This window comes from Micromonospora sp. BS32 (assembly GCF_059089345.1).
On the sequence record NZ_JBSSHR010000006.1, the window covers coordinates 196715 to 214546 of the forward strand.

General features: G+C 72.7%; 18 protein-coding genes. 9 read left to right on the plus strand and 9 right to left on the minus strand.

What is annotated here, in order from left to right; genetic code table 11:
* Positions 1–351 (minus strand): VOC family protein, encoded by a 351-nt coding sequence (locus AC5RWQ_RS12410; protein WP_494282882.1) that lies wholly within the window; start codon positions 349–351, stop codon positions 1–3.
* 230 nt (positions 352–581) lie between these two features.
* Between AC5RWQ_RS12410 and AC5RWQ_RS12415 the strand changes: the two genes are divergently transcribed.
* Positions 582–1073 carry a roadblock/LC7 domain-containing protein gene (locus tag AC5RWQ_RS12415; RefSeq protein ID WP_494282883.1) on the plus strand — a complete coding sequence of 164 codons (492 nt, stop codon included), beginning with the start codon at positions 582–584 and terminating at the stop codon, positions 1071–1073.
* Positions 1074–1153: 80 nt separating this feature from the next.
* Here the strand turns inward: AC5RWQ_RS12415 and ppdK are convergent, their stop codons facing one another.
* Positions 1154–3862 carry a pyruvate, phosphate dikinase gene (gene ppdK / locus AC5RWQ_RS12420; RefSeq protein ID WP_494282884.1) on the minus strand — a complete coding sequence of 903 codons (2709 nt, stop codon included), beginning with the start codon at positions 3860–3862 and terminating at the stop codon, positions 1154–1156.
* A 312-nt stretch (positions 3863–4174) separates the two neighbouring features.
* On the opposite strand from ppdK, the gene AC5RWQ_RS12425 reads away from it, so the two are divergent.
* Both AC5RWQ_RS12425 and AC5RWQ_RS12430 read left to right on the plus strand, forming a co-directional pair.
* Complete coding sequence (locus AC5RWQ_RS12425) at positions 4175–6037, plus strand: beta-N-acetylhexosaminidase (RefSeq protein WP_494282885.1); 1863 nt, start codon at positions 4175–4177, stop codon at positions 6035–6037.
* An 886-nt stretch (positions 6038–6923) separates the two neighbouring features.
* On the plus strand, positions 6924–7571 hold the full coding sequence (locus AC5RWQ_RS12430; protein WP_494282886.1) for a C39 family peptidase: 648 nt from the start codon (positions 6924–6926) through the stop codon (positions 7569–7571).
* A gap of 67 nt (positions 7572–7638) precedes the next feature.
* Here the strand turns inward: AC5RWQ_RS12430 and dusB are convergent, their stop codons facing one another.
* From dusB to AC5RWQ_RS12465, 7 genes are all read right to left on the minus strand, one after another.
* Positions 7639–8811: a tRNA dihydrouridine synthase DusB gene (gene dusB / locus AC5RWQ_RS12435; protein ID WP_494282887.1), complete on the minus strand. Its 1173-nt coding sequence runs from the start codon at positions 8809–8811 to the stop codon at positions 7639–7641.
* A gap of 103 nt (positions 8812–8914) precedes the next feature.
* Entirely contained in the window at positions 8915–9742 is an 828-nt protein-coding gene (locus AC5RWQ_RS12440) for a hypothetical protein (RefSeq protein WP_494282888.1), read from the minus strand.
* Positions 9735–10670 (minus strand): hypothetical protein, encoded by a 936-nt coding sequence (locus AC5RWQ_RS12445; protein WP_494282889.1) that lies wholly within the window; start codon positions 10668–10670, stop codon positions 9735–9737. Before AC5RWQ_RS12445 ends, AC5RWQ_RS12440 begins: the two co-directional genes overlap by 8 nt.
* 73 nt (positions 10671–10743) lie before the next feature.
* Positions 10744–11586: a hypothetical protein gene (locus AC5RWQ_RS12450; protein ID WP_494282890.1), complete on the minus strand. Its 843-nt coding sequence runs from the start codon at positions 11584–11586 to the stop codon at positions 10744–10746.
* 161 nt (positions 11587–11747) lie between these two features.
* On the minus strand, positions 11748–13127 hold the full coding sequence (locus AC5RWQ_RS12455) for a glycine--tRNA ligase (RefSeq protein ID WP_494282891.1): 1380 nt from the start codon (positions 13125–13127) through the stop codon (positions 11748–11750).
* 114 nt (positions 13128–13241) lie between these two features.
* Positions 13242–13715: a hypothetical protein gene (locus tag AC5RWQ_RS12460; RefSeq protein WP_494282979.1), complete on the minus strand. Its 474-nt coding sequence runs from the start codon at positions 13713–13715 to the stop codon at positions 13242–13244.
* A gap of 117 nt (positions 13716–13832) precedes the next feature.
* Complete coding sequence (locus tag AC5RWQ_RS12465) at positions 13833–14174, minus strand: antibiotic biosynthesis monooxygenase family protein (RefSeq protein WP_494282892.1); 342 nt, start codon at positions 14172–14174, stop codon at positions 13833–13835.
* A gap of 27 nt (positions 14175–14201) precedes the next feature.
* Here AC5RWQ_RS12465 and AC5RWQ_RS12470 point away from each other — a divergent pair, with 27 nt between their 5' ends.
* From AC5RWQ_RS12470 to AC5RWQ_RS12495, 6 genes are read left to right on the plus strand one after another with little or no spacing between them, the layout of a single operon-like run.
* Positions 14202–14459: a DUF6703 family protein gene (locus AC5RWQ_RS12470; protein WP_494282893.1), complete on the plus strand. Its 258-nt coding sequence runs from the start codon at positions 14202–14204 to the stop codon at positions 14457–14459.
* A 54-nt stretch (positions 14460–14513) separates the two neighbouring features.
* Positions 14514–15458 (plus strand): metal ABC transporter substrate-binding protein, encoded by a 945-nt coding sequence (locus AC5RWQ_RS12475; protein WP_494282894.1) that lies wholly within the window; start codon positions 14514–14516, stop codon positions 15456–15458.
* Positions 15455–16216 (plus strand): metal ABC transporter ATP-binding protein, encoded by a 762-nt coding sequence (locus AC5RWQ_RS12480; protein WP_334493105.1) that lies wholly within the window; start codon positions 15455–15457, stop codon positions 16214–16216. Before AC5RWQ_RS12475 ends, AC5RWQ_RS12480 begins: the two co-directional genes overlap by 4 nt.
* A gap of 1 nt (position 16217) precedes the next feature.
* Complete coding sequence (locus tag AC5RWQ_RS12485) at positions 16218–17084, plus strand: metal ABC transporter permease (protein WP_494282895.1); 867 nt, start codon at positions 16218–16220, stop codon at positions 17082–17084.
* 43 nt (positions 17085–17127) lie between these two features.
* On the plus strand, positions 17128–17427 hold the full coding sequence (locus AC5RWQ_RS12490; RefSeq protein ID WP_334493112.1) for an ArsR/SmtB family transcription factor: 300 nt from the start codon (positions 17128–17130) through the stop codon (positions 17425–17427).
* A complete protein-coding gene (locus AC5RWQ_RS12495) occupies positions 17424–17816 on the plus strand; it encodes a Fur family transcriptional regulator (RefSeq protein WP_334493115.1) in 393 nt (130 codons plus the stop codon). The genes AC5RWQ_RS12490 and AC5RWQ_RS12495 overlap by 4 nt, the downstream gene beginning before the upstream one ends.
* The last annotated feature ends 16 nt before the right edge of the window (positions 17817–17832 follow it).

Genomic DNA, 17832 nt, shown 5'->3' on the forward strand with positions numbered 1-17832 from the left:
TCAGCCCTGCGGCCGGAGCACGCAGAACTCGTTGCCCTCGGGGTCGGCCAGCACGGTCCAGTAGACGTCGCCCTGGTCGATGTCGACGTGCCGGGCGCCCATGTCGACCAGCCGTTCGACCTCGGCCTCCTGGTCGTCGGGGGCCAGGTCGAGGTGGATCCGGTTCTTGGTGCGCTTGGCCTCGGCCACTGGAACGAAGACGATGCCGGGCAGCCGGTCGGCGGACCGGCGGATCTCCACCGCGTCCGCGTCCTCGCTGACCACCTGGTAGCCGAGCGCCTCGGCCCACCAGCGGGCCAGCCGGCCCGGGTCCAGGGCGTCGACGGTCATGCTTGCCCAGACGCTGGTCATGCAGCCACCCTCCACCGGTCGTCCGCATCGGTCGCGGGAGCCCAGGTTACGCCGGAACGGGCGGTGCGGCCCGCCGACGAGCCCCGGAGGACGCGCCCGCAACCGCCGATCGGACCGGCTTGTCGTCCGATCGCCGACCGGCACGGGATCGCGGGACGGCGTGGCCTTCGGTAGCGTTCCGGAAGCGGTACGTGACGTGAAGGACCGGAACGCGAGGATCGGGGGCGCTCGTGGACGTCGAAGCGGTGATGGACGGGGAGCTGCGGGGGTTGCGGCGGCGCCGGCCCGAGGTGACCGGCACGGTGCTGGCCGGCCGGGACGGCCTGCTGATCTCCAGCGACCTGCCATCGACGGAGGCGGTCCACCTGGCCGCCCTCTCCGCGGTGGGCTTCGGCCTCGGGCACCAGGTCGCCCACACGGTGTGCCGGAGCGGCTTCCGGGAGTCGGTGGTGCGCACCGCCACCGCCACGGTGGTGACCTACCCGGCCGGGCGGCACGCGCTGCTCACGCTGGTCACCGGGGCGGCGACCGACCTGGAGGGGTTGCACGAGGAGGCTCGGGCGGTGGCCGACCGGGCCGGCTCGGTGGTCGACACGCACCGCTGCGGGACGGGCGCCACGCCGGTGCGCCAGGCGGACGGCGCGCTGGCCACGCGTACCCCGATGACGACGCTGCCGCGCCGCGTCACCCGGTCGACGGGCCGTCGGCGGCCACCGGTCTGACCGGCGGGCCGGCCCCGGGGACGGCGACGGCGACGGCCCCGGGGTCGGGGCCGCCGCCGTGCTGGTGGTGCGAGCGCTGGTCAGCGGCTGTCGGAGCCGGCCGTCTCGATGGCGGCGCGGCCGGCCTCCAGCCGGGCCACCGGCACCCGGAACGGCGAGCAGGAGACGTAGTCCAGCCCCACCTCGTGGAAGAAGTGCACCGAGTCGGGGTCACCGCCGTGCTCGCCGCAGACACCGAGCTTCAGCTCCGGGCGGGCGGCCCGGCCCTCCTCGGCGGCGATCCGGATCAGCCGGCCGACGCCCTCCCGGTCGATGGACTCGAACGGCGAGATGCCGAAGATGCCCAGCTCCAGGTAGCGCCAGAAGAACGCGCCCTCGACGTCGTCGCGGGAGAAGCCCCAGCCCATCTGGGTCAGGTCGTTGGTGCCGAAGGAGAAGAACTGCGCCGCCTCCGCGATCTGCCCGGCGGTCAGCGCCGCCCGGGGCACCTCGATCATGGTGCCGATCAGCACGTCGACGCCGCTGTCCCCGACCACCTCCGCGATGATCTTCTCGGCCTCGGCGCGTACCGTCTCCAGCTCCTGGACCGCCCCGACCAGCGGGACCATGATCTCCGGGCAGGCGGACGCGCCGTCCCGGGTGACCGCCACGGCGGCTTCCGTGATGGCCCGGACCTGCATCGCGAAGAGGCCGGGGATGACCAGGCCGAGGCGGACGCCCCGCAGGCCCAGCATCGGGTTCTCCTCGTGCATCCGCCGGACGGCGGCGAGCAGCGCCTCCTCCTTGGCGACGTCCTCGCCGCGCTCCTGGGCGACGGCGACGTTGACCGCGAGCTGCTCCAGCGGGGGCAGGAACTCGTGCAGCGGCGGGTCGATCAGCCGCACGGTGACCGGCAGTCCGTCCATCTCGCGGAAGATCTCCACGAAGTCGTCGCGCTGCAACGGCAGCAGCGCGTCGAGCGCCGCCTCCCGCTCGTCGTCGGTGCGGGCCAGGATCAGCCGCTCCACCAGCTCGCGGCGGTCGCCGAGGAACATGTGCTCGGTGCGGCACAGGCCGATGCCCTGGGCACCGAACCGCCGCGCCCGGGCCGCGTCCGCGCCGGTGTCGGCGTTCGCGCGGACCGCCAGCCGCCGGTTGGCGTCGGCGTGCGTCATGATCCGGTGTACGGCCCGGACCAGCGCGTTGTCGATGTGTGCCGGGTCGAGACTGCCCTCGAAGTACTGCACCACCTCCGACGGCATGACCGGCACCTCGCCGAGGTAGACCTTGCCGGTGGTGCCGTCGATGGAGACGATGTCCCCCTCGTTGACGGTCTGTCCGCCGACGATGAACTTCTTCGCCGGGACGTTGACGTCGATCTCGTCGGCGCCGGAGACGCAGGTCTTGCCCATGCCGCGGGCGACCACGGCGGCGTGGCTGGTCTTGCCGCCACGCGAGGTGAGGATGCCCTTGGCGGCGATCATGCCGTTGAGGTCGTCCGGGTTGGTCTCCCGGCGGACCAGGATCACCGACTCGCCCTCGGCGGCGAGTTCGACCGCGCGGGCGGAGGTGAAGACCACCTTGCCGGAGGCCGCGCCCGGGGAGGCGCCGATGCCCTTGGCGACCGGCTGGAAGTCGTGGTCGAGCTGGAAGCGCGGGAACATCAGCTGGGCGAGCTGTGCGCCGTTGACCCGGTGCAGCGCCTCGTCCAGGTCGATCAGGCCCTCGTCGACGAGCTGGCCGGCGATGACGAACGCGGCGGCGGCGGTGCGCTTGCCGACCCGGGTCTGGAGCATCCAGAGCTTGCCGCGCTCGATGGTGAACTCGATGTCGCAGAGGTCCTTGTAGTGCTCCTCGAGCCGGGCCATGTAGCTGAGCAGCTCGTCGTAGGACTTCTTGTCCAGCTGCTCGAGCTCCTGCAACGGCACGGTGTTGCGGATGCCGGCGACCACGTCCTCGCCCTGGGCGTTGGCCAGGTAGTCGCCGTAGATGCCCTGCGCGCCGCTTCCCGGGTCGCGGGTGAAGGCGACGCCGGTGCCCGAGTCGGAGCCGAGGTTGCCGAAGACCATCGCCACCACGTTGACCGCGGTGCCGAGGTCGGCGGGGATGCGCTCCTGGCGGCGGTAGACCACCGCGCGCTCGGCGTTCCACGACTCGAAGACCGCGCGGATGGCCAGGTCGAGCTGCTCCCGCGGCTCCTGCGGGAACTCCCGGCCGGTGTGCTTGGCGAAGATCTTCTTGTACGCGTCGACGAGCCCGCGCAGGTCGGCGGCGTCGAGGTCGAGGTCGTTCTTCGTACCCTTGGCGCGTTTGGCCTCGTCGAGCGCGTGCTCGAACTCCTCGCCCGGCACCTCGCAGACGGTCTTGCCGAACATCTGGATCAGGCGGCGGTAGGAGTCCCAGGCGAAGCGGTCGTTGCCGCCGGCCTGCCGGCTGAGCCCGACGACGCTGCGGTCGTTGAGGCCGACGTTGAGGACGGTCTCCATCATGCCGGGCATGGAGAACTTGGCGCCGGAGCGTACGGATACCAGCAGCGGGTCGTCCGGGTCGCCCAGCCGGCGGCCCATGCCCTGCTCCAGGGACTCCAGGTGCGCTTCGATCTGGCCGGCCAGCCCCTCCGGCTCCGCGCCGGTGGTGAGGTACGCCTTGCACGCCTCGGTGGTGATGGTGAAACCGGGTGGGACCGGTAGGCCGAGATTCGTCATCTCGGCCAGGTTGGCCCCCTTGCCGCCGAGCAGGTCCTTGAGGTCCCTGTTGCCCTCGGCGAAGTCGTAGACGTACTTGTGATCCACGGTCTCTTGCGCTGCCACCAGGAGCCTCCCACGCGCGCCGGAATTGACACTTAACGAAGGTTCAGTTGCTCATACCCCGGGGCCGACCACCGCTAATCCCGGCGTCGTCAGCGTTCGGTGGGCGAAGGTTAAGCGAACATCGAGTGGGCTGGGACCGTTCGGTGACAATCGGCACAACCATCACCACTATCCGCGTACGTACCGGTTTCTGGGAGCGCTTCCATGCGCACGATCACGCAATTCCGGCTCCCCTCGTACCCTTGACGACGCTGGATCCGCTGAACCTGACTTTTGCCATATCCCCCGCGATTACACCCCGGAGCCGTCACCGTGCCGTCCACCTCGTCCCGCAGCCCCGAGACCGGCCAGGAACCGCCCGCCCAGACCGTCCTGCCCGGCCAGGAGCCGGCCGCGGGCGACCTCGCCCGGGCCGCCGCCCGGACGGCCGGCGACCTGCTCACGCCGCCCGCCCCGGCCCGGCTCGGCGACGTGGTGCCGGCCCCCGCGCGGGTCGACCCGGACCCGGCCGCCGATTTCACCCTCTCCGCCGACGTGGCGCTGCGGGTCACCCCGGTCCCGGCCGCCCGGGACGTCGCCGAGCAGCTCGCCGCGCTGCTGCGACCCGCCACCGGGTACCTGCTCCCGGTCACCGACCCGGCCGGCGCCGGATCGGAAGGCCCGCTGGTGCTCAGCCTGGCCGCCGCGACGCCCCCGGCCGGTGCCGGCCCGGTCCACCCCACCGACGTGGACGACCTGGGCGACGAGGGCTACCGGCTGGATGTCACCGCCGCCGAGGTCCGGATCACCGCCGGCACCGCGACCGGGCTCTTCCACGGGGTGCAGACGCTGCGTCAGCTGCTGCCCGCGGCGATCGAGAGCCCGGCCCCGGTCGCCGCGCGCTGGGTGGTGCCCGGCGGGATGATCGTCGACCGGCCCCGGTTCCCGTACCGGGGGGCGATGCTGGACGTGTCCCGGCACTTCTTCGCCGTCCCCGACGTGCTCCGGGTCGTCGACCACCTGGCCCGGTACAAGCTCAACCACCTGCACCTGCACCTCACCGACGACCAGGGCTGGCGGATCGCCGTCGACTCCTGGCCCCGGCTGACCAGCGTCGGCGGGACGACCGAGGTCGGCGGCGGCCCCGGCGGCTGGTACACCGCGGCCGACTACCGGCGGATCGTCCGGTACGCCGCCCGCCGGCACGTCACCGTCGTCCCCGAGATCGACCTGCCAGGGCACACCAACGCGGCGCTGGTCGCGTACCCCGAGCTGGCACCGGGGAGGATCGCGCCACCGCCGTACACCGGCACCGAGGTCGGCTTCAGCTACCTCGACCCCACCGACGAGCGGACGTACGACTTTGTCGCCGACGTGCTCGGCGAGGTCGCCGCGCTCACCCCCGGGCCGTGGCTGCACATCGGCGGGGACGAGGCGTTCAAGGTCAAGGGCGAGGCGTACACCGGCTTCGTGGAGCGGGCGCAGCGGATCGTCGCCGGGCTCGGCAAGACGGTGGTCGGCTGGCACCAGATCGCGCCGGCCGGGCACACCGAGGGGCGGGTGCTCCAGTGGTGGGGCACCAACGGTGACGACCCGGTCGTCGCCGAGGCGGTACGCCGGGGCGCCCGACTCATCCTCTCCCCCGGCAACCACGCCTACCTGGACATGAAGTACGCCCCGGACACCCCGATCGGGCACGACTGGGCGGGTCTGATCGACGTGCGACGTGCGTACGACTGGGACCCGGGCAGTCACCTGACCGATGTGCCGGTGGAGGCGGTCCTCGGTGTCGGAGCGCCGCTCTGGACCGAGTCGGTCACCTCGCTGGCGGAGGTCGAGTTCATGCTCCTGCCCCGGCTGCCCGCCCTCGCCGAGCTGGGCTGGTCGCCCCGGGCCACCCACGACTGGGCCGGGTTCCGCACCCGGCTGGCCGGACACGGCCCGCGCTGGACCACCGCCGGCATCTCCTTCCACCGCTCGCCCGAGATCCCCTGGACGGCCGAACCGCCCACCCCGGCCGAGCAGGTGGCGCCTGCCGCGCAGTCCGCGCCAGCCGCGCAGGCTGGGCGGGACGACAAGGGGGCGCCGACACAGCCAGCCGCGTCCCCCGGGACGCTCCGGCTTCCCGCCCAAAGGCGCCGGGACGCCCCGGACCCCGCTGGTCCAGATGCCCGACCTGGTGTGACTTCGGGTTGACGGGTTGAGCGACGGTAGGGGCGGACCAAGTGGCCCCGCCCACCGTCGGACCAGGTGGCTTTGCCCACCGTCGGGCCGGGTGGTCCCGCCCGCCGCTACAAACTTGATGACGCGAACGAATCGCGGATGAACGGACATCCGATTCGTTGACGACATCAAGTTTGTAGTGTCCGAAACGGCGCCCCGGCCGCCAACGCACAGAGCATCCTCGGGCACCACCAACGCCCCGGATGCGGCGTCAGGTCCGCTCCCGAGGCCGTGTCGCCGCCCCGACGGTCGCCCCCGGACCGGGGCGGCTTCCCGAGGCCGTGTCGCCGCCCCGACGGTCGCCGACCGGCCCGAACGCCCCCGCCCGAGCGCCCCCGCCCGAGCGGTCCGGCCCGAGCGCCCCCGCCCGAGCGGTCCGGCCCGAGCGGTCCGGCCCGAGCGGTCCGGATCGAGCACCCCGGCCCCGAGCGCCCCGGCCCGACCGGTCCGACCCCCGATGTCCGATTCCTCCCGGGCGGCCACGGCCCAGTTGTCCGGCCTGACCTGCGGGGTCCCGTGCTCGGGGCCACCCCCAGCCTGGAATCGGTGGGGGGTCGGGGGCGTTGTACATGGCATACCACCGCGGCTCCCCCGCCCGGCAGGTAAGCCCGAAGCGCAGGCCGATGGAATGCCCGGCCGGCCGGGCCGGTTACATCCCCCGCACCACCCGAGCAGGCCGATGGAATGCCCGGCCCGCCACCACGGTTACATCCCCCGGACCCCCGAGCAGGCCCCCGGCCGCCGGCCGCGCCTCGCGCAGATCCCCCCGATCGCCGGGCCGTCCGAATCTGACTTCCCCTCGCGCGGCGCCCACCCCCTGGGCGTGCCGCGTATCCCCCGACCAGAGGAGCACGCCATCATGCGTACCGATCTGATCCGCAAGACCGTCCTGACCGCTGCTGGTGTCGCCGCCACCGCCGGTGGCATCGCCGGCCCCGCCATCGCCGCCCACGCCGCCCCCGCCGACAAGACCCAGGTCGTCGCCGATCGCAAGGGTCACGGCGAGCGGGAGCTGAACGTGCGCTACGAGGCTCAGCCCAACTTCTACTACTGCGGCCCCGCCGCCACCCGCAACGCCCTGAGCGTGCTGGGTAAGAACATCGACGTGGACGCCATGGCCAAGGAGATGGGCACCACCGAGGCCGGCACCAACAGCATCAACGACATCACCCCGGTCCTGAACAAGGAGACCGGCAAGACCTACCACTCGGTGGAGATCCGCCAGAGCAAGGCCGACGACAAGCAGACCGACAAGCTGCGCGCCGACATCGTCCGCACGATCGACGACGGGCGGGCCGTGGTCGCCAACATCGCCGGCACCACCACCGACACCGACGGCAACACCCACTCCTTCGAGGGTGGCCACTACATCAGCGTCGTGGGCTACCGCGACGGCGGCAACACCGTGACGATCGCGGACTCGGCCGACCCGAACATGGCCTCCTACCGGATCAGCGTGGACAACCTCGCCGACTGGATCGCCACCCGCGGCTACACCGCGTCCTGACGATCCACCTGCACCAACGACGAAAGGGCCCGACCCCACCAGGGGTCGGGCCCTTTCGTCGGTCCGGTCAGCCGCCGGAGTCGGCCAGCTCCGCACCCTCGGGCACGGTGTCGTCGTCGCGGCTGGCCAGCCAGCCGTCCGGCAGGAAGACCTTGCCCGGCGAGTTGGTACGCCCGCGGGGCTGGCCCAGCGTGGCCACCGGGAACGGCTCGGTCGGGTCGAGCTTGCCGAGCAGGTCGTCGAGCTGCGCCAGGCTCTCGATCATGGCCAGCTCCCGACGCAGCTCACTGCCGACGGGGAAGCCCTTGAGATACCAGGCGACGTGCTTGCGGAAGTCGGTGCAGCCGTCCCGCTCGCCCCGGGCCGGGTTGCGCGCGCCCACGGTGAACTGGTCGACCAGCAGCTCGGCGTGGCGGCGCATGGTCGCCGCGACCTCGCCGAGGCCGGGTAGCCGCCGCTCCGGGCGCCCGTCGAAGGCGGCCTCCAGGTCGGCGAAGAGCCACGGCCGACCCAGGCAGCCCCGGCCGATGACCACCCCGTCCACCCCGGTGTGGGCGACCATCCGCAGCGCGTCGTCGGCCTCCCAGATGTCGCCGTTGCCGAGCACCGGCACGTCGAGGGCCTGCTTGAGGGTGGCGATCGCGTCCCAGTCGGCGGTGCCGGAGTAGCGCTGCGCGGCCGTACGCCCGTGCAGGGCGACCGCCGCCACCCCGGCGTCCTGGGCGGCGAGACCCGCCTCGACGTACGTCAGGTGCTCGTCGTCGATGCCCTTGCGCATCTTCACGGTGACCGGCACACCGGCGGGTGACGCGGCGTCCACCGCGGCCCTCACCAGCCGGGCGAAGAGCCGGCGACGCCACGGCAGGGCCGACCCGCCGCCCTTGCGGGTGACCTTCGGGACCGGGCAGCCGAAGTTCAGGTCGATGTGGTCGGCGAGGTTCTTTTCCACCACGATCCGCACGGCGGCGGCGGTGATCTCCGGGTCGGTGCCGTAGAGCTGGAGGCTGCGCGGCTTTTCGTTGTCGCCGAAGGCGATCATGCGCAGCGTCTTCGGGTTCCGCTCGACCAGCGCGATGGTGGTGATCATCTCGCAGACGTAGATGCCACCGCCCTGCTCCCGGCAGAGCTGCCGGAAGCCGACGTTGGTGATGCCGGCCATCGGCGCAAGCACCACGGGCGGCCACACCTGGTGGGGGCCGATAGTGAGCGGGCGGAGGACGGGGGCGGCGGAACTGGTCACGTACCCAAGAATCCCATGCCGGCGGCGACCCGCCACGGCCCGGTGGCCGGTCGCCGCCGCGATGGTGAGCGAACTCGCACCGCGACGGCGACCGGCGTACGGATCAGTACGTGCCGGGGTCGGCCAGGATCAGCCCACAGACGTCCACGATGACCGAGGTGGCCGAGTGGACGTAGATGCCGAACGACAGCGGGGTGCCGTTGTAGCTGCCCAGCTGCACCTCGACCAGGTTCGACAGCACCTGGTTCGGCCCCCACCAGTTCAGCGAGGACGTGCCCGGCTTGGCGATCGAGGAGCTGTACGCGGTGAGGAAGCCGCCGGAGACGGTCCCCGCCACCGTGATGTTGACGTACGCCGCGGTGGCCTTCTCGGCCAGCGCCGGCGGTACGTTCTTCACCGTCACGTGGATGATCTTGCCGGCCTGCAGCTTGCCGGAGAGCACGTTCCCCGCGCCGGTGACCACGTTGGCGCTGTAGGTGGCCATCGAGCGGGTGTCCAGGATGCGCTTCGGCGCGACGGCCAGCGTCCGGTTCGCCCAGCGGGACGTGTTGACGTACGCCTTCGTCCCGGCCTTGCCGCCGATGACCAGGTCGCCCGAGTCGTTGATCGCCAGCGAGCCGGTGGGCAGGTCCGCCGGGATCGACGCGTCCGGGGTGGGCGCGAGGATCAACGGCGGACGCCCGTCGCCGTGGGTGAGGGTCAGGGTCGGGGTGGCCGACGAGCCGCCGACCAGCAGCGTCTCGGCCGTGCCGGCGTCGTTGGGCTGCCCGGCGAGCACCGGATCGCCGGCCGCCGCCTCCGCCGGCGTGGCGACGACGGCCGCGACCCCGACGCCGGCGCCGACCGCGAGGCCGCCCTTCACGATCCGTCGACGGGTGGTCGAGGAGCTCTGGTCGCTGGTCATGCTGCTGCTCTCCTCGTGGTCACGCACCGGTCCGCACCTCGCGGTCACCGCGCTCGGCGGCCTCCTTGATCACCTGGGCCCGCACTCCGCTGGTGCCGGAGTCCGCCGCGAGGCGGTCGCCGGAGACGGCCTTCACATTGTTGATCACGGCCGAGTCCGGGTGGAACACCAGCAGGCCGGTGACGTCCAGGATCACCGCCGTCGCGCCGACGGCCACCCAGATGGCCACCACGTCCTCGTAGTACTCCCCGGCGTCGGTCTCGTACGCGCCGAGCTGGGAGATCACGCCGTTGGAGAGCAGCTGGCCGGCGCCCCACCAGTTGATCGTCGAGGCGGTGGGCAGGTTGCCCCGGCCCCAGACCGTGGCGAAGCCGCCCCGCGCGGTGTTGGCGACGGTGACGTTGCCCATCAGGCCGTCGCCGTAGTCGACGATGTCGCGCAGGTGCACGACCAGCAGGGTGTCGGGGAGCACCCGGCCCTGCGAGTCGACCCGGTTGGCGCCCTCGAGGAGCCGGGCGCGGCCGGCCGCGCTACGGCTGTCGAGCACCCGGGTCGGCGGGATCGGCACCAGCATGGTGGCGTTCGCCGTGGTCAGCGCCTCGTACTGCGCGTACGAGCTGTCGACAGCCTTCTGCACTCCGAGGCCGTCGGGCGTGGAGACCAGCCCACCGCCCCACCCGAAGGTGGAGGACTTGCGCGTCAGCTGCAGGGTCGCACCGGTGGTGTTCTGCAGGGCCAGCGTGGCGGCCCCGCCCCCGGCGGCGCTGGTCACGGTGGTGTGCAGGCCCCCCGTGGTGGCTCCGCCGAGGACGACCGGGTCACCGGTCGCGGCGGCGGCGGGCGTGGCGTTGGCCGCGGTCACCGCCGTGGCGGCGACCGCGGCGCCACCGGTGACGGCGGCGCGCCGCAGCAGCGTGCGCCGCGAGGCGGAGCGGTCAGGTTCGGACGACGTCATTCTTCATTCCCCCGTGGGCTGGGTTGACGGGCGGCGGGTGGCTGCCGACGCGCGGTGCGCGCGTCCGGGCCGCCTAGGCACGGCTGACGAGCACCTGGCTCGGGTGGCCGACCAGCAGGCTGGTCATGTCGAGGATCACGTGGGTCGGCGAGGCGGTGGCCTGGAGCGTCAGCACGCTGCGGTACGCCCCGACGGCGCCGAGTTCGGTGAAGAGGAAGTTCGACAGGACCTGCCCGCTGGTCCACCAGTTCACCGTGGAGGTGGCCGGCTTGGTGCCGCTGCCCCACACGGTCAGCACGCCGCCACCGGTCATTCCGGCCACGGTCACGTTGCCCTTGAGCGCGTAGCCATCCCGAACATAGCTGTCCAGACTGAGCACGATCGGCTTGCCGGGGACCAGCCGGCCGCTGGAGTCGAGGTCACCCGCACCGGAGACGATGGCGCGCCGCAGGTTCGGGTCCCGGGTGTCGAGCACCCGGGTCGGCGCGACCGCCACCGAGGTGGTCGCCCACTCCGACGTCCAGGCCCAGCCGACGGTGGCGTTGTCGACGTTGTCCACCCCGGCCTTGACGAACAGGTCACCCTGGTTGTCGACGGCCAGCGTGCCGAGCTCGGAGTCGAACACCTGGGGGTAGAGGTTGTCGCCGGGAACGAGCCGCAGCGGCGCCCCCGCGGTGTTCTTCAGCAGCAGCGTGCCGTAGCCGTTCGTGGCGTTCACCGTCGTGGTGGTCGGGCCGGCGTCGTTGGTCGTACCCATGATGAGGTTGTCGCCCGGGGCGGCCTGGGCCGTGCCGGGCAGCCCCACCGCGGCGGCGACACCCGCGCCGGCGGTGGTGGCGGCGGCCGTGGCGGCGCGGCGCAGCAGACGCCGTCGCTTCGGGTCGTGGTCGTGGTCCTGTGGCGACTCGTGCGTCATGCACACTCCCCCGTGACGAGATTCAACGCCGGGAATGCTCGCACGAGTTGGCAGCCGGCTCAACCACCGGTCCGGCCGGTCGGCCCATTGGTCCGGATGGCCCGAAAAAGAGCGACGGCCCCGCCCCGGCGAGCCGGGGGCGGGGCCGTCGGACGCCTCGGTCAGCAGCCGGGCAGGCGCTCGATCAGGTAGCGCTCGACCTGGTCCAGGGCGACCCGCTCCTGGGCCATGGTGTCCCGGTTGCGCACGGTCACCGCGTCGTCGTCGAGGGTGTCGAAGTCGACGGTGACGCAGAACGGGGTGCCGATCTCGTCCTGCCGGCGGTAGCGGCGGCCGATCGCCTGCGAGTCGTCGAACTCGACCACCCAGCGCTTGCGCAGCTGGGCGGCGAGGCCCTTGGCCTTCGGGGAGAGCGCCTCGTTGCGGGACAGCGGCAGCACCGCCACCTTCACCGGGGCCAGCCGCGGGTCGAAGCGCATCACGGTGCGCTTGTCCACGCCGCCCTTGGTGTTCGGGGCCTCGTCCTCGTCGTACGCCTCGAGCAGGAAGGCCAGCACCGCGCGGGTGAGGCCGGCGGCCGGCTCGATCACGTACGGCATCCAGCGCTCGCTCTTGGCCTGGTCGAAGTAGGACAGGTCGACGCCGGAGTGCTTGCTGTGCGTGGAGAGGTCGAAGTCGGTGCGGTTGGCGATGCCCTCCAGCTCGGCGAACTCGCTGCCGCCGAACTGGAACCGGTACTCGATGTCGACGGTGCGCTTCGAGTAGTGGGAGAGCTTCTCCTTGGGGTGCTCGTAGAGGCGCAGGTTGTCGGCGGAGAGGCCGAGGTCGAGGTACCAGTTCCAGCGCTCCTGGAGCCAGTACTCGTGCCACTGCTCGTCCGAGCCCGGCTCGACGAAGAACTCCATCTCCATCTGCTCGAACTCGCGGGTCCGGAAGATGAAGTTGCCCGGGGTGATCTCGTTGCGGAACGACTTGCCGGTCTGCGCGATGCCGAACGGTGGCTTCTTGCGGGCGACCGTCTCGACGTTCTTGTAGTTGACGAAGATGCCCTGGGCGGTCTCCGGGCGCAGGTAGTGCATGCCCTCGTCGCTCTCCACCGGGCCGAGGTAGGTCTTCATCAGGCCGTTGAACATCTTCGGCTCGGTGAAGGTGCCCTTGTTGCCGCAGTTGGGGCAGTTCAGCTCCTGGAGCGAGGTCAGCGGCTTGCCGTGCTTCTCGGCGTACGCCTCCTCCAGGTGGTCCGCGCGGAACCGCTTGTGGCAGGACTGGCACTCGGTCAGCGGGTCGACGAACTCGGCGATGTGGCCGGAGGCCTCCCAGACCTTGCGGGCCAGGATGACCGCGGAGTCCAGGCCGACGACGTCGTCGCGCTGCTGGACCATGGTCTTCCACCACTGCCGGCGGACGTTCTCCTTCAACTCCACGCCGAGCGGACCGTAGTCCCACGCCGACCGGGTGCCCCCGTAGATCTCGCTGGAGGGGAAGACGAAGCCTCGGCGCTTGGCGAGACTGACGACGGCGTCGATACGGTCGGCTGGCATGTTTCCTCCTACGCCGGCTGGCGGTCGGCGGGGACGCGATGTGGACGGAACGAACAGTTCGGGACAACGGTACGACCAGTGACGCCCCGAGCCCAGCAGAATACTCCGGACGGGTCAGCTGACCCCGCAGACCTCCATGCCGCCGGTCTGCTGGTCGGCGGCGAGGGTGACCTGCTGGGTCTCCCGGCCGCCGCCGCTGAGGGTCACGTCGACCGGCACGGTCAGCGCCGTCGGGTCCACCTCACCGACCCGGTAGGCGGCCACCGGCGGCTCGTCGGCCACCCGCTGGGCGAAGTCCGCCCGCGACTCGCGCCGCTGCGCGTCGTCGCAGAGCTTGTCGTACGCCTTGCCGAACTCCCGCTCGACCAGCGCCCGGTAGTAGGAGTCGGTGACCGACTTGCCCTGCTCCTCGACGGCCTGCACGTTGCTGACGACCAGGCCGATGGCGGCCGCGCCGCCCCCGCCGCAGCAGATCAGCAGGGCGAGCGCACCCACGCCGAGCCCCAGCCAGAGCCGGACCCGGCCACCCTCGGTCGGCGGCGCGGCGAACGGCGGGACCACCCCGGGCCCCGGCGGCGGGCCGGGCACTCCCGGGTCGCTCCCGGACCCGGGCGGCGGGGTGCCGTCCCGGCCGGGGATCGAGGGGTACGGCGGTGGGGCTGCCGGGCCGGGAGCGGTCATAGGAGCAGGGTAGTGCCCGCCGTCTCAGCGGTGCGGACTCGTGGCCCGATCACTGGTGGCCACCACGACCTCACCGCCCGGTGCGGCACTGGCCAGCGTCTCGTACGCGGACGGCTCGTCGAGCGACTCGGCGAGCAGCGGCACCGCGGCGATCTTGACGTCGAAGCCGCCGAGCGCCCGCCGGTAGGTGCCGACCGACTCCCACTCGGTGACCAGGCACCAGTGCCGGGGGTCGTCGAGCGCCCGGAGCAGCTCACCGCGCAGGTAGCCGGGGCGGGCGGCGAGCGCGGTCAGGGCGGCGTGCGCCCGGATGGCGAAGTCGTCCGCGCCATCGACGTCGACCACGAACCGGTTGGTCACCAGCACCGGGTTCCTCCTCGTAGAGTCTGTGGGATGCAGCGTACGCAGAGCCTTCTGCTGGCCCGGCTGGCCCGGGCGAACCCGACGTCGGTGTTCCTCGCCACGCTGGTCGTGGTGCTGGTGGCGTTCTTCGCGCCGGGGCCGGTCGGCGGCGTGCTGCTGCTGGCGCTGGCCGCCGGGCTGGGCTTCCTGCTGGCCACCACCTGGCCGGTGCAGACGCCGCGGACCCGGGCGCTCCGGCTCGTCATCCTGACGTTGTTGATCGCAGTGGCCCTGGTCAAGCTGCTCTGACATGCAATCATGCGTTTTTGACAATCATTGTCGTTGCCACGGACAGTTGACGACATGACCGTCCGCTCCGTGTCCCGCGCCCTGACCGCCGTCGCCGCACTGCTGGCCCTCGGCGGCGCCGCCGCCTGCTCCACCGACGGCGCCGGCGCCGACCCGGACCGGGTGGACGTGGTGGCGGCCTTCTATCCGTTGCAGTTCGTGGCGGAGCGGGTCGGCGGGGACGCCGTCCGGGTCACCAACCTGGCCAAACCAGGCGCCGAGCCGCACGACCTGGAACTCAACCCGGGCCAGGTGGGCCAGGTCAGCGAGGCCGAGCTGGTCGTCTACCTCAAGGGCTTCCAGCCGGCGGTGGACGAAGCCGTCGACCAGAACGCGGCGAAGCGCGCATTCGACGTGGCCACCGTGCAGCCGCTGCTGAGCGGCGCGGCCGGCGGGCACGAACACGAGGGTGAGGCCGGTCACGCCGAGCAGGAGTCCGGCGGCAAGGACCCACACCTCTGGCTCGACCCGACCCGGCTGGCCACCGTCGCCGACCGGCTCGCCCAGCGGCTCGGCCAGGTCGACCCGGACCGGGCCGCCGACTACACCGCCCGGGCCACCGCACTTCGCGGCGAGCTGAAGAAGCTCGACACCGACTACACCGCCGGCCTGGAGACCTGCCAGCGCCGGGAGATCGTGGTCAGCCACACCGCCTTCGGCTACCTCGCCGAGCGCTACCGGCTGGAGCAGGTCGGCCTGACCGGCCTCACCCCCGACACCGAGCCCTCCCCGCAGCGACTGGCCGAGGTCGCCCGGGAGGCCCGGGAGCACGGCGCCACCACGATCTTCTTCGAGACGCTGGTCAGCCCGAAGGTCGCCGAGACCATCGCCGCCGAGGTCGGCGCGAAGACCGCCGTCCTCGACCCGCTCGAAGGGCTCTCCGGTGACGGCGGCGACGACTACCTTTCGGTGATGCGCACCAACCTGGCCACCCTGCGGACCGCGCTGGGGTGCTCGTGACCACGCCGGTGATCCACGTCGCGCACGCCGCGGCCGGCTACGACGGCCGCCCCGTGCTGCGGGACGTCTCGCTGACCGTCACCGCCGGCGAGGTGGTGGCCGTCCTCGGCGCCAACGGCTCCGGCAAGTCCACCCTGATCCGCGCCGTGCTCGGGCTGGTCCCGCTCGGCTCCGGGTCGGTGGAGCTCTTCGGCACCCCGCTGCGCCGGTTCCGGCAGTGGCAGCGGATCGGGTACGTCCCGCAGCGGCTCGGCGCCGGCAGCGGCGTACCGGCGACCGTGCGCGAGGTGGTCGCCTCCGGCCGGCTGGCCCGCCGGGGCGTGCTGCGTCCGCCGGGCCGCGCCGACCGGGTGGCGGTCGACGCGGCACTGCACGCGGTCGGCCTCGCCGACCGGGCGGGCGACCCGGTGTCCACCCTCTCCGGCGGCCAGCAGCAACGCACCCTGATCGCCCGGGCGCTGGCCGGGCAGCCGGAGCTGCTGGTGCTCGACGAGCCGACCGCCGGTGTCGACGCGGCCAGCCAGGAGGCGTTCGCGGGGGCGCTGCGCGACTTCACGGCCGGCGGCGGCAGCGTGCTGCTCGTCGCCCACGAGCTGGGCCCGCTGCGCCCGCTGATCAGCCGGGCGGTCGTCGTCCACCAGGGCGGCATCTGCCACGACGGCGCCGTGCCCGAACCGGCCGGCCACCACGCGGAGCCCGACCACGACCACGTGCACCCGCACGGTCCCGAGGAGCCCGCCGGGCTGTGGAGCAGCTGACATGAACCTCTTCCAGTACGACTTCATGTGGCGGGCGCTGCTCGGGGCGCTGGTGATCGGGCTGGCCGCCCCGGCGCTCGGCATCTACCTGGTGCAGCGCCGGCTGGCCCTGATCGGCGACGGCATCGGGCACGTGGCGCTCACCGGTGTCGGTGCCGGCCTGCTGCTCAACCGCTCCCCGGTGCTGGTGGCGGTGATCGCCGCGACCCTCGGCGCGATCACCATCGAGCTGGTCCGGGCTCGCGGGCGTACCTCCGGGGACCTGGCGCTGGCGCTGCTCTTCTACGGCGGCATCGCCGGCGGCGTGATGCTGGTCGGGCTCTCCGACGCCAGCAGCGCCAACCTCAACGCGTACCTGTTCGGGTCGCTCACCACCACCTCGAAGACCGACCTGGCCACCATCGCGGTGCTCGGCGCGGCCATCGGCGTCACCATGCTGGCGCTGCGCCCGGCGCTCTTCGCGGTCTGCCACGACGAGGAGTACGCCCGGGTCTCCGGGCTGCCGGTGCGGGCGTTGAACCTGCTGCTGGCGGTCGCCACCGCGGTGACCGTGACCATCGCCATGCGGGCCGTCGGGGTGCTGCTGATCAGCGCCCTGATGGTGGTGCCGGTGGCCACCGCCCAGCAGGTGACCAGGGGCTTCCGCAGCACCATGACGGCGGCCATGACGCTCGGCCTCTTCGCCGCCGGCGCCGGGGTCTGGGTGGCCGCCAACGCCAACACCGCCCCGGGCGCCTCGGTGGTGCTGCTGGCGATCGCCTCGTTCCTGGTGGTCGCGGTCGGTGCCGCCGGCTGGCGGGCGCTGCGCCGGCGGACGGCGCCGACCGACCTGACGGCCCACGAGCCGCACGAGGTGGTGCTCCGGTGACTCAGGGGCACGGGCTGTCGGCGGTATTGGTTACCGTTGCAACGTGACCGGCAGCAACGGCTATGACGCCTTCGAGGGCGCGGGCGACCTGCTGCGCGCCCTCTCCGCCCCGATCCGGCTGGCGATCGTGAGCGAGCTGGCGCAGGGTGAGAGGTGCGTCCACGAGCTGGTGGAGAAGCTCGGCGCGGCGCAGCCGCTGGTCTCCCAGCATCTGCGGGTGCTGCGCGGCGCCGGCGTGGTGCGCGGCTCCCGGCGTGGCCGCGAGATCGCGTACGCGCTGGTCGACGAGCACGTGGCGCACATCGTGGCCGACGCGGTCAGCCACGCCGGGGAGGGGTCATGACCGAGGGAGCCGTGCGCAACACCCGGCAGCGGTCGGCGGTGAGCGCCCTGCTCGCCGAGGTCGAGGGCTTCCACAGCGCCCAGGACCTGCACGCCATGCTGCGCGCCCGCGGTGAACGGGTCGGGCTCACCACCGTCTACCGGACGTTGCAGGGGCTCGCCGACGCCGGCGACATCGACGTGATGCGCCCGCCCGGCGGGGAGCACCTCTACCGCCGGTGCAGCGAGGGCCACCACCACCATCTGGTCTGCCGCGCCTGCGGGCGCACCGTCGAGGTGGCCGGGCCGACGGTGGAGACCTGGGCCGAGCGGGTGGCGGCCCAGCACGGCTACGCCGACGTCAGCCACACCCTGGAGATCTTCGGCACCTGCCCGGAGTGCGCGGGCTGACCACCCGCGCGGGGGG

Coding starts and splice junctions, on each gene's coding strand:
- AC5RWQ_RS12410 (WP_494282882.1), bottom strand. CDS start 351: ATGACCAGCGTCTGGGCAAGCATGACCGTCGACGCCCTGGACCCGGGC.
- AC5RWQ_RS12430 (WP_494282886.1), top strand. CDS start 6,924: ATGCGTACCGATCTGATCCGCAAGACCGTCCTGACCGCTGCTGGTGTC.
- AC5RWQ_RS12445 (WP_494282889.1), bottom strand. CDS start 10,670: ATGACGTCGTCCGAACCTGACCGCTCCGCCTCGCGGCGCACGCTGCTG.
- AC5RWQ_RS12450 (WP_494282890.1), bottom strand. CDS start 11,586: ATGACGCACGAGTCGCCACAGGACCACGACCACGACCCGAAGCGACGG.
- AC5RWQ_RS12455 (WP_494282891.1), bottom strand. CDS start 13,127: ATGCCAGCCGACCGTATCGACGCCGTCGTCAGTCTCGCCAAGCGCCGA.
- AC5RWQ_RS12470 (WP_494282893.1), top strand. CDS start 14,202: ATGCAGCGTACGCAGAGCCTTCTGCTGGCCCGGCTGGCCCGGGCGAAC.
- AC5RWQ_RS12475 (WP_494282894.1), top strand. CDS start 14,514: ATGACCGTCCGCTCCGTGTCCCGCGCCCTGACCGCCGTCGCCGCACTG.
- AC5RWQ_RS12485 (WP_494282895.1), top strand. CDS start 16,218: ATGAACCTCTTCCAGTACGACTTCATGTGGCGGGCGCTGCTCGGGGCG.
- AC5RWQ_RS12495 (WP_334493115.1), top strand. CDS start 17,424: ATGACCGAGGGAGCCGTGCGCAACACCCGGCAGCGGTCGGCGGTGAGC.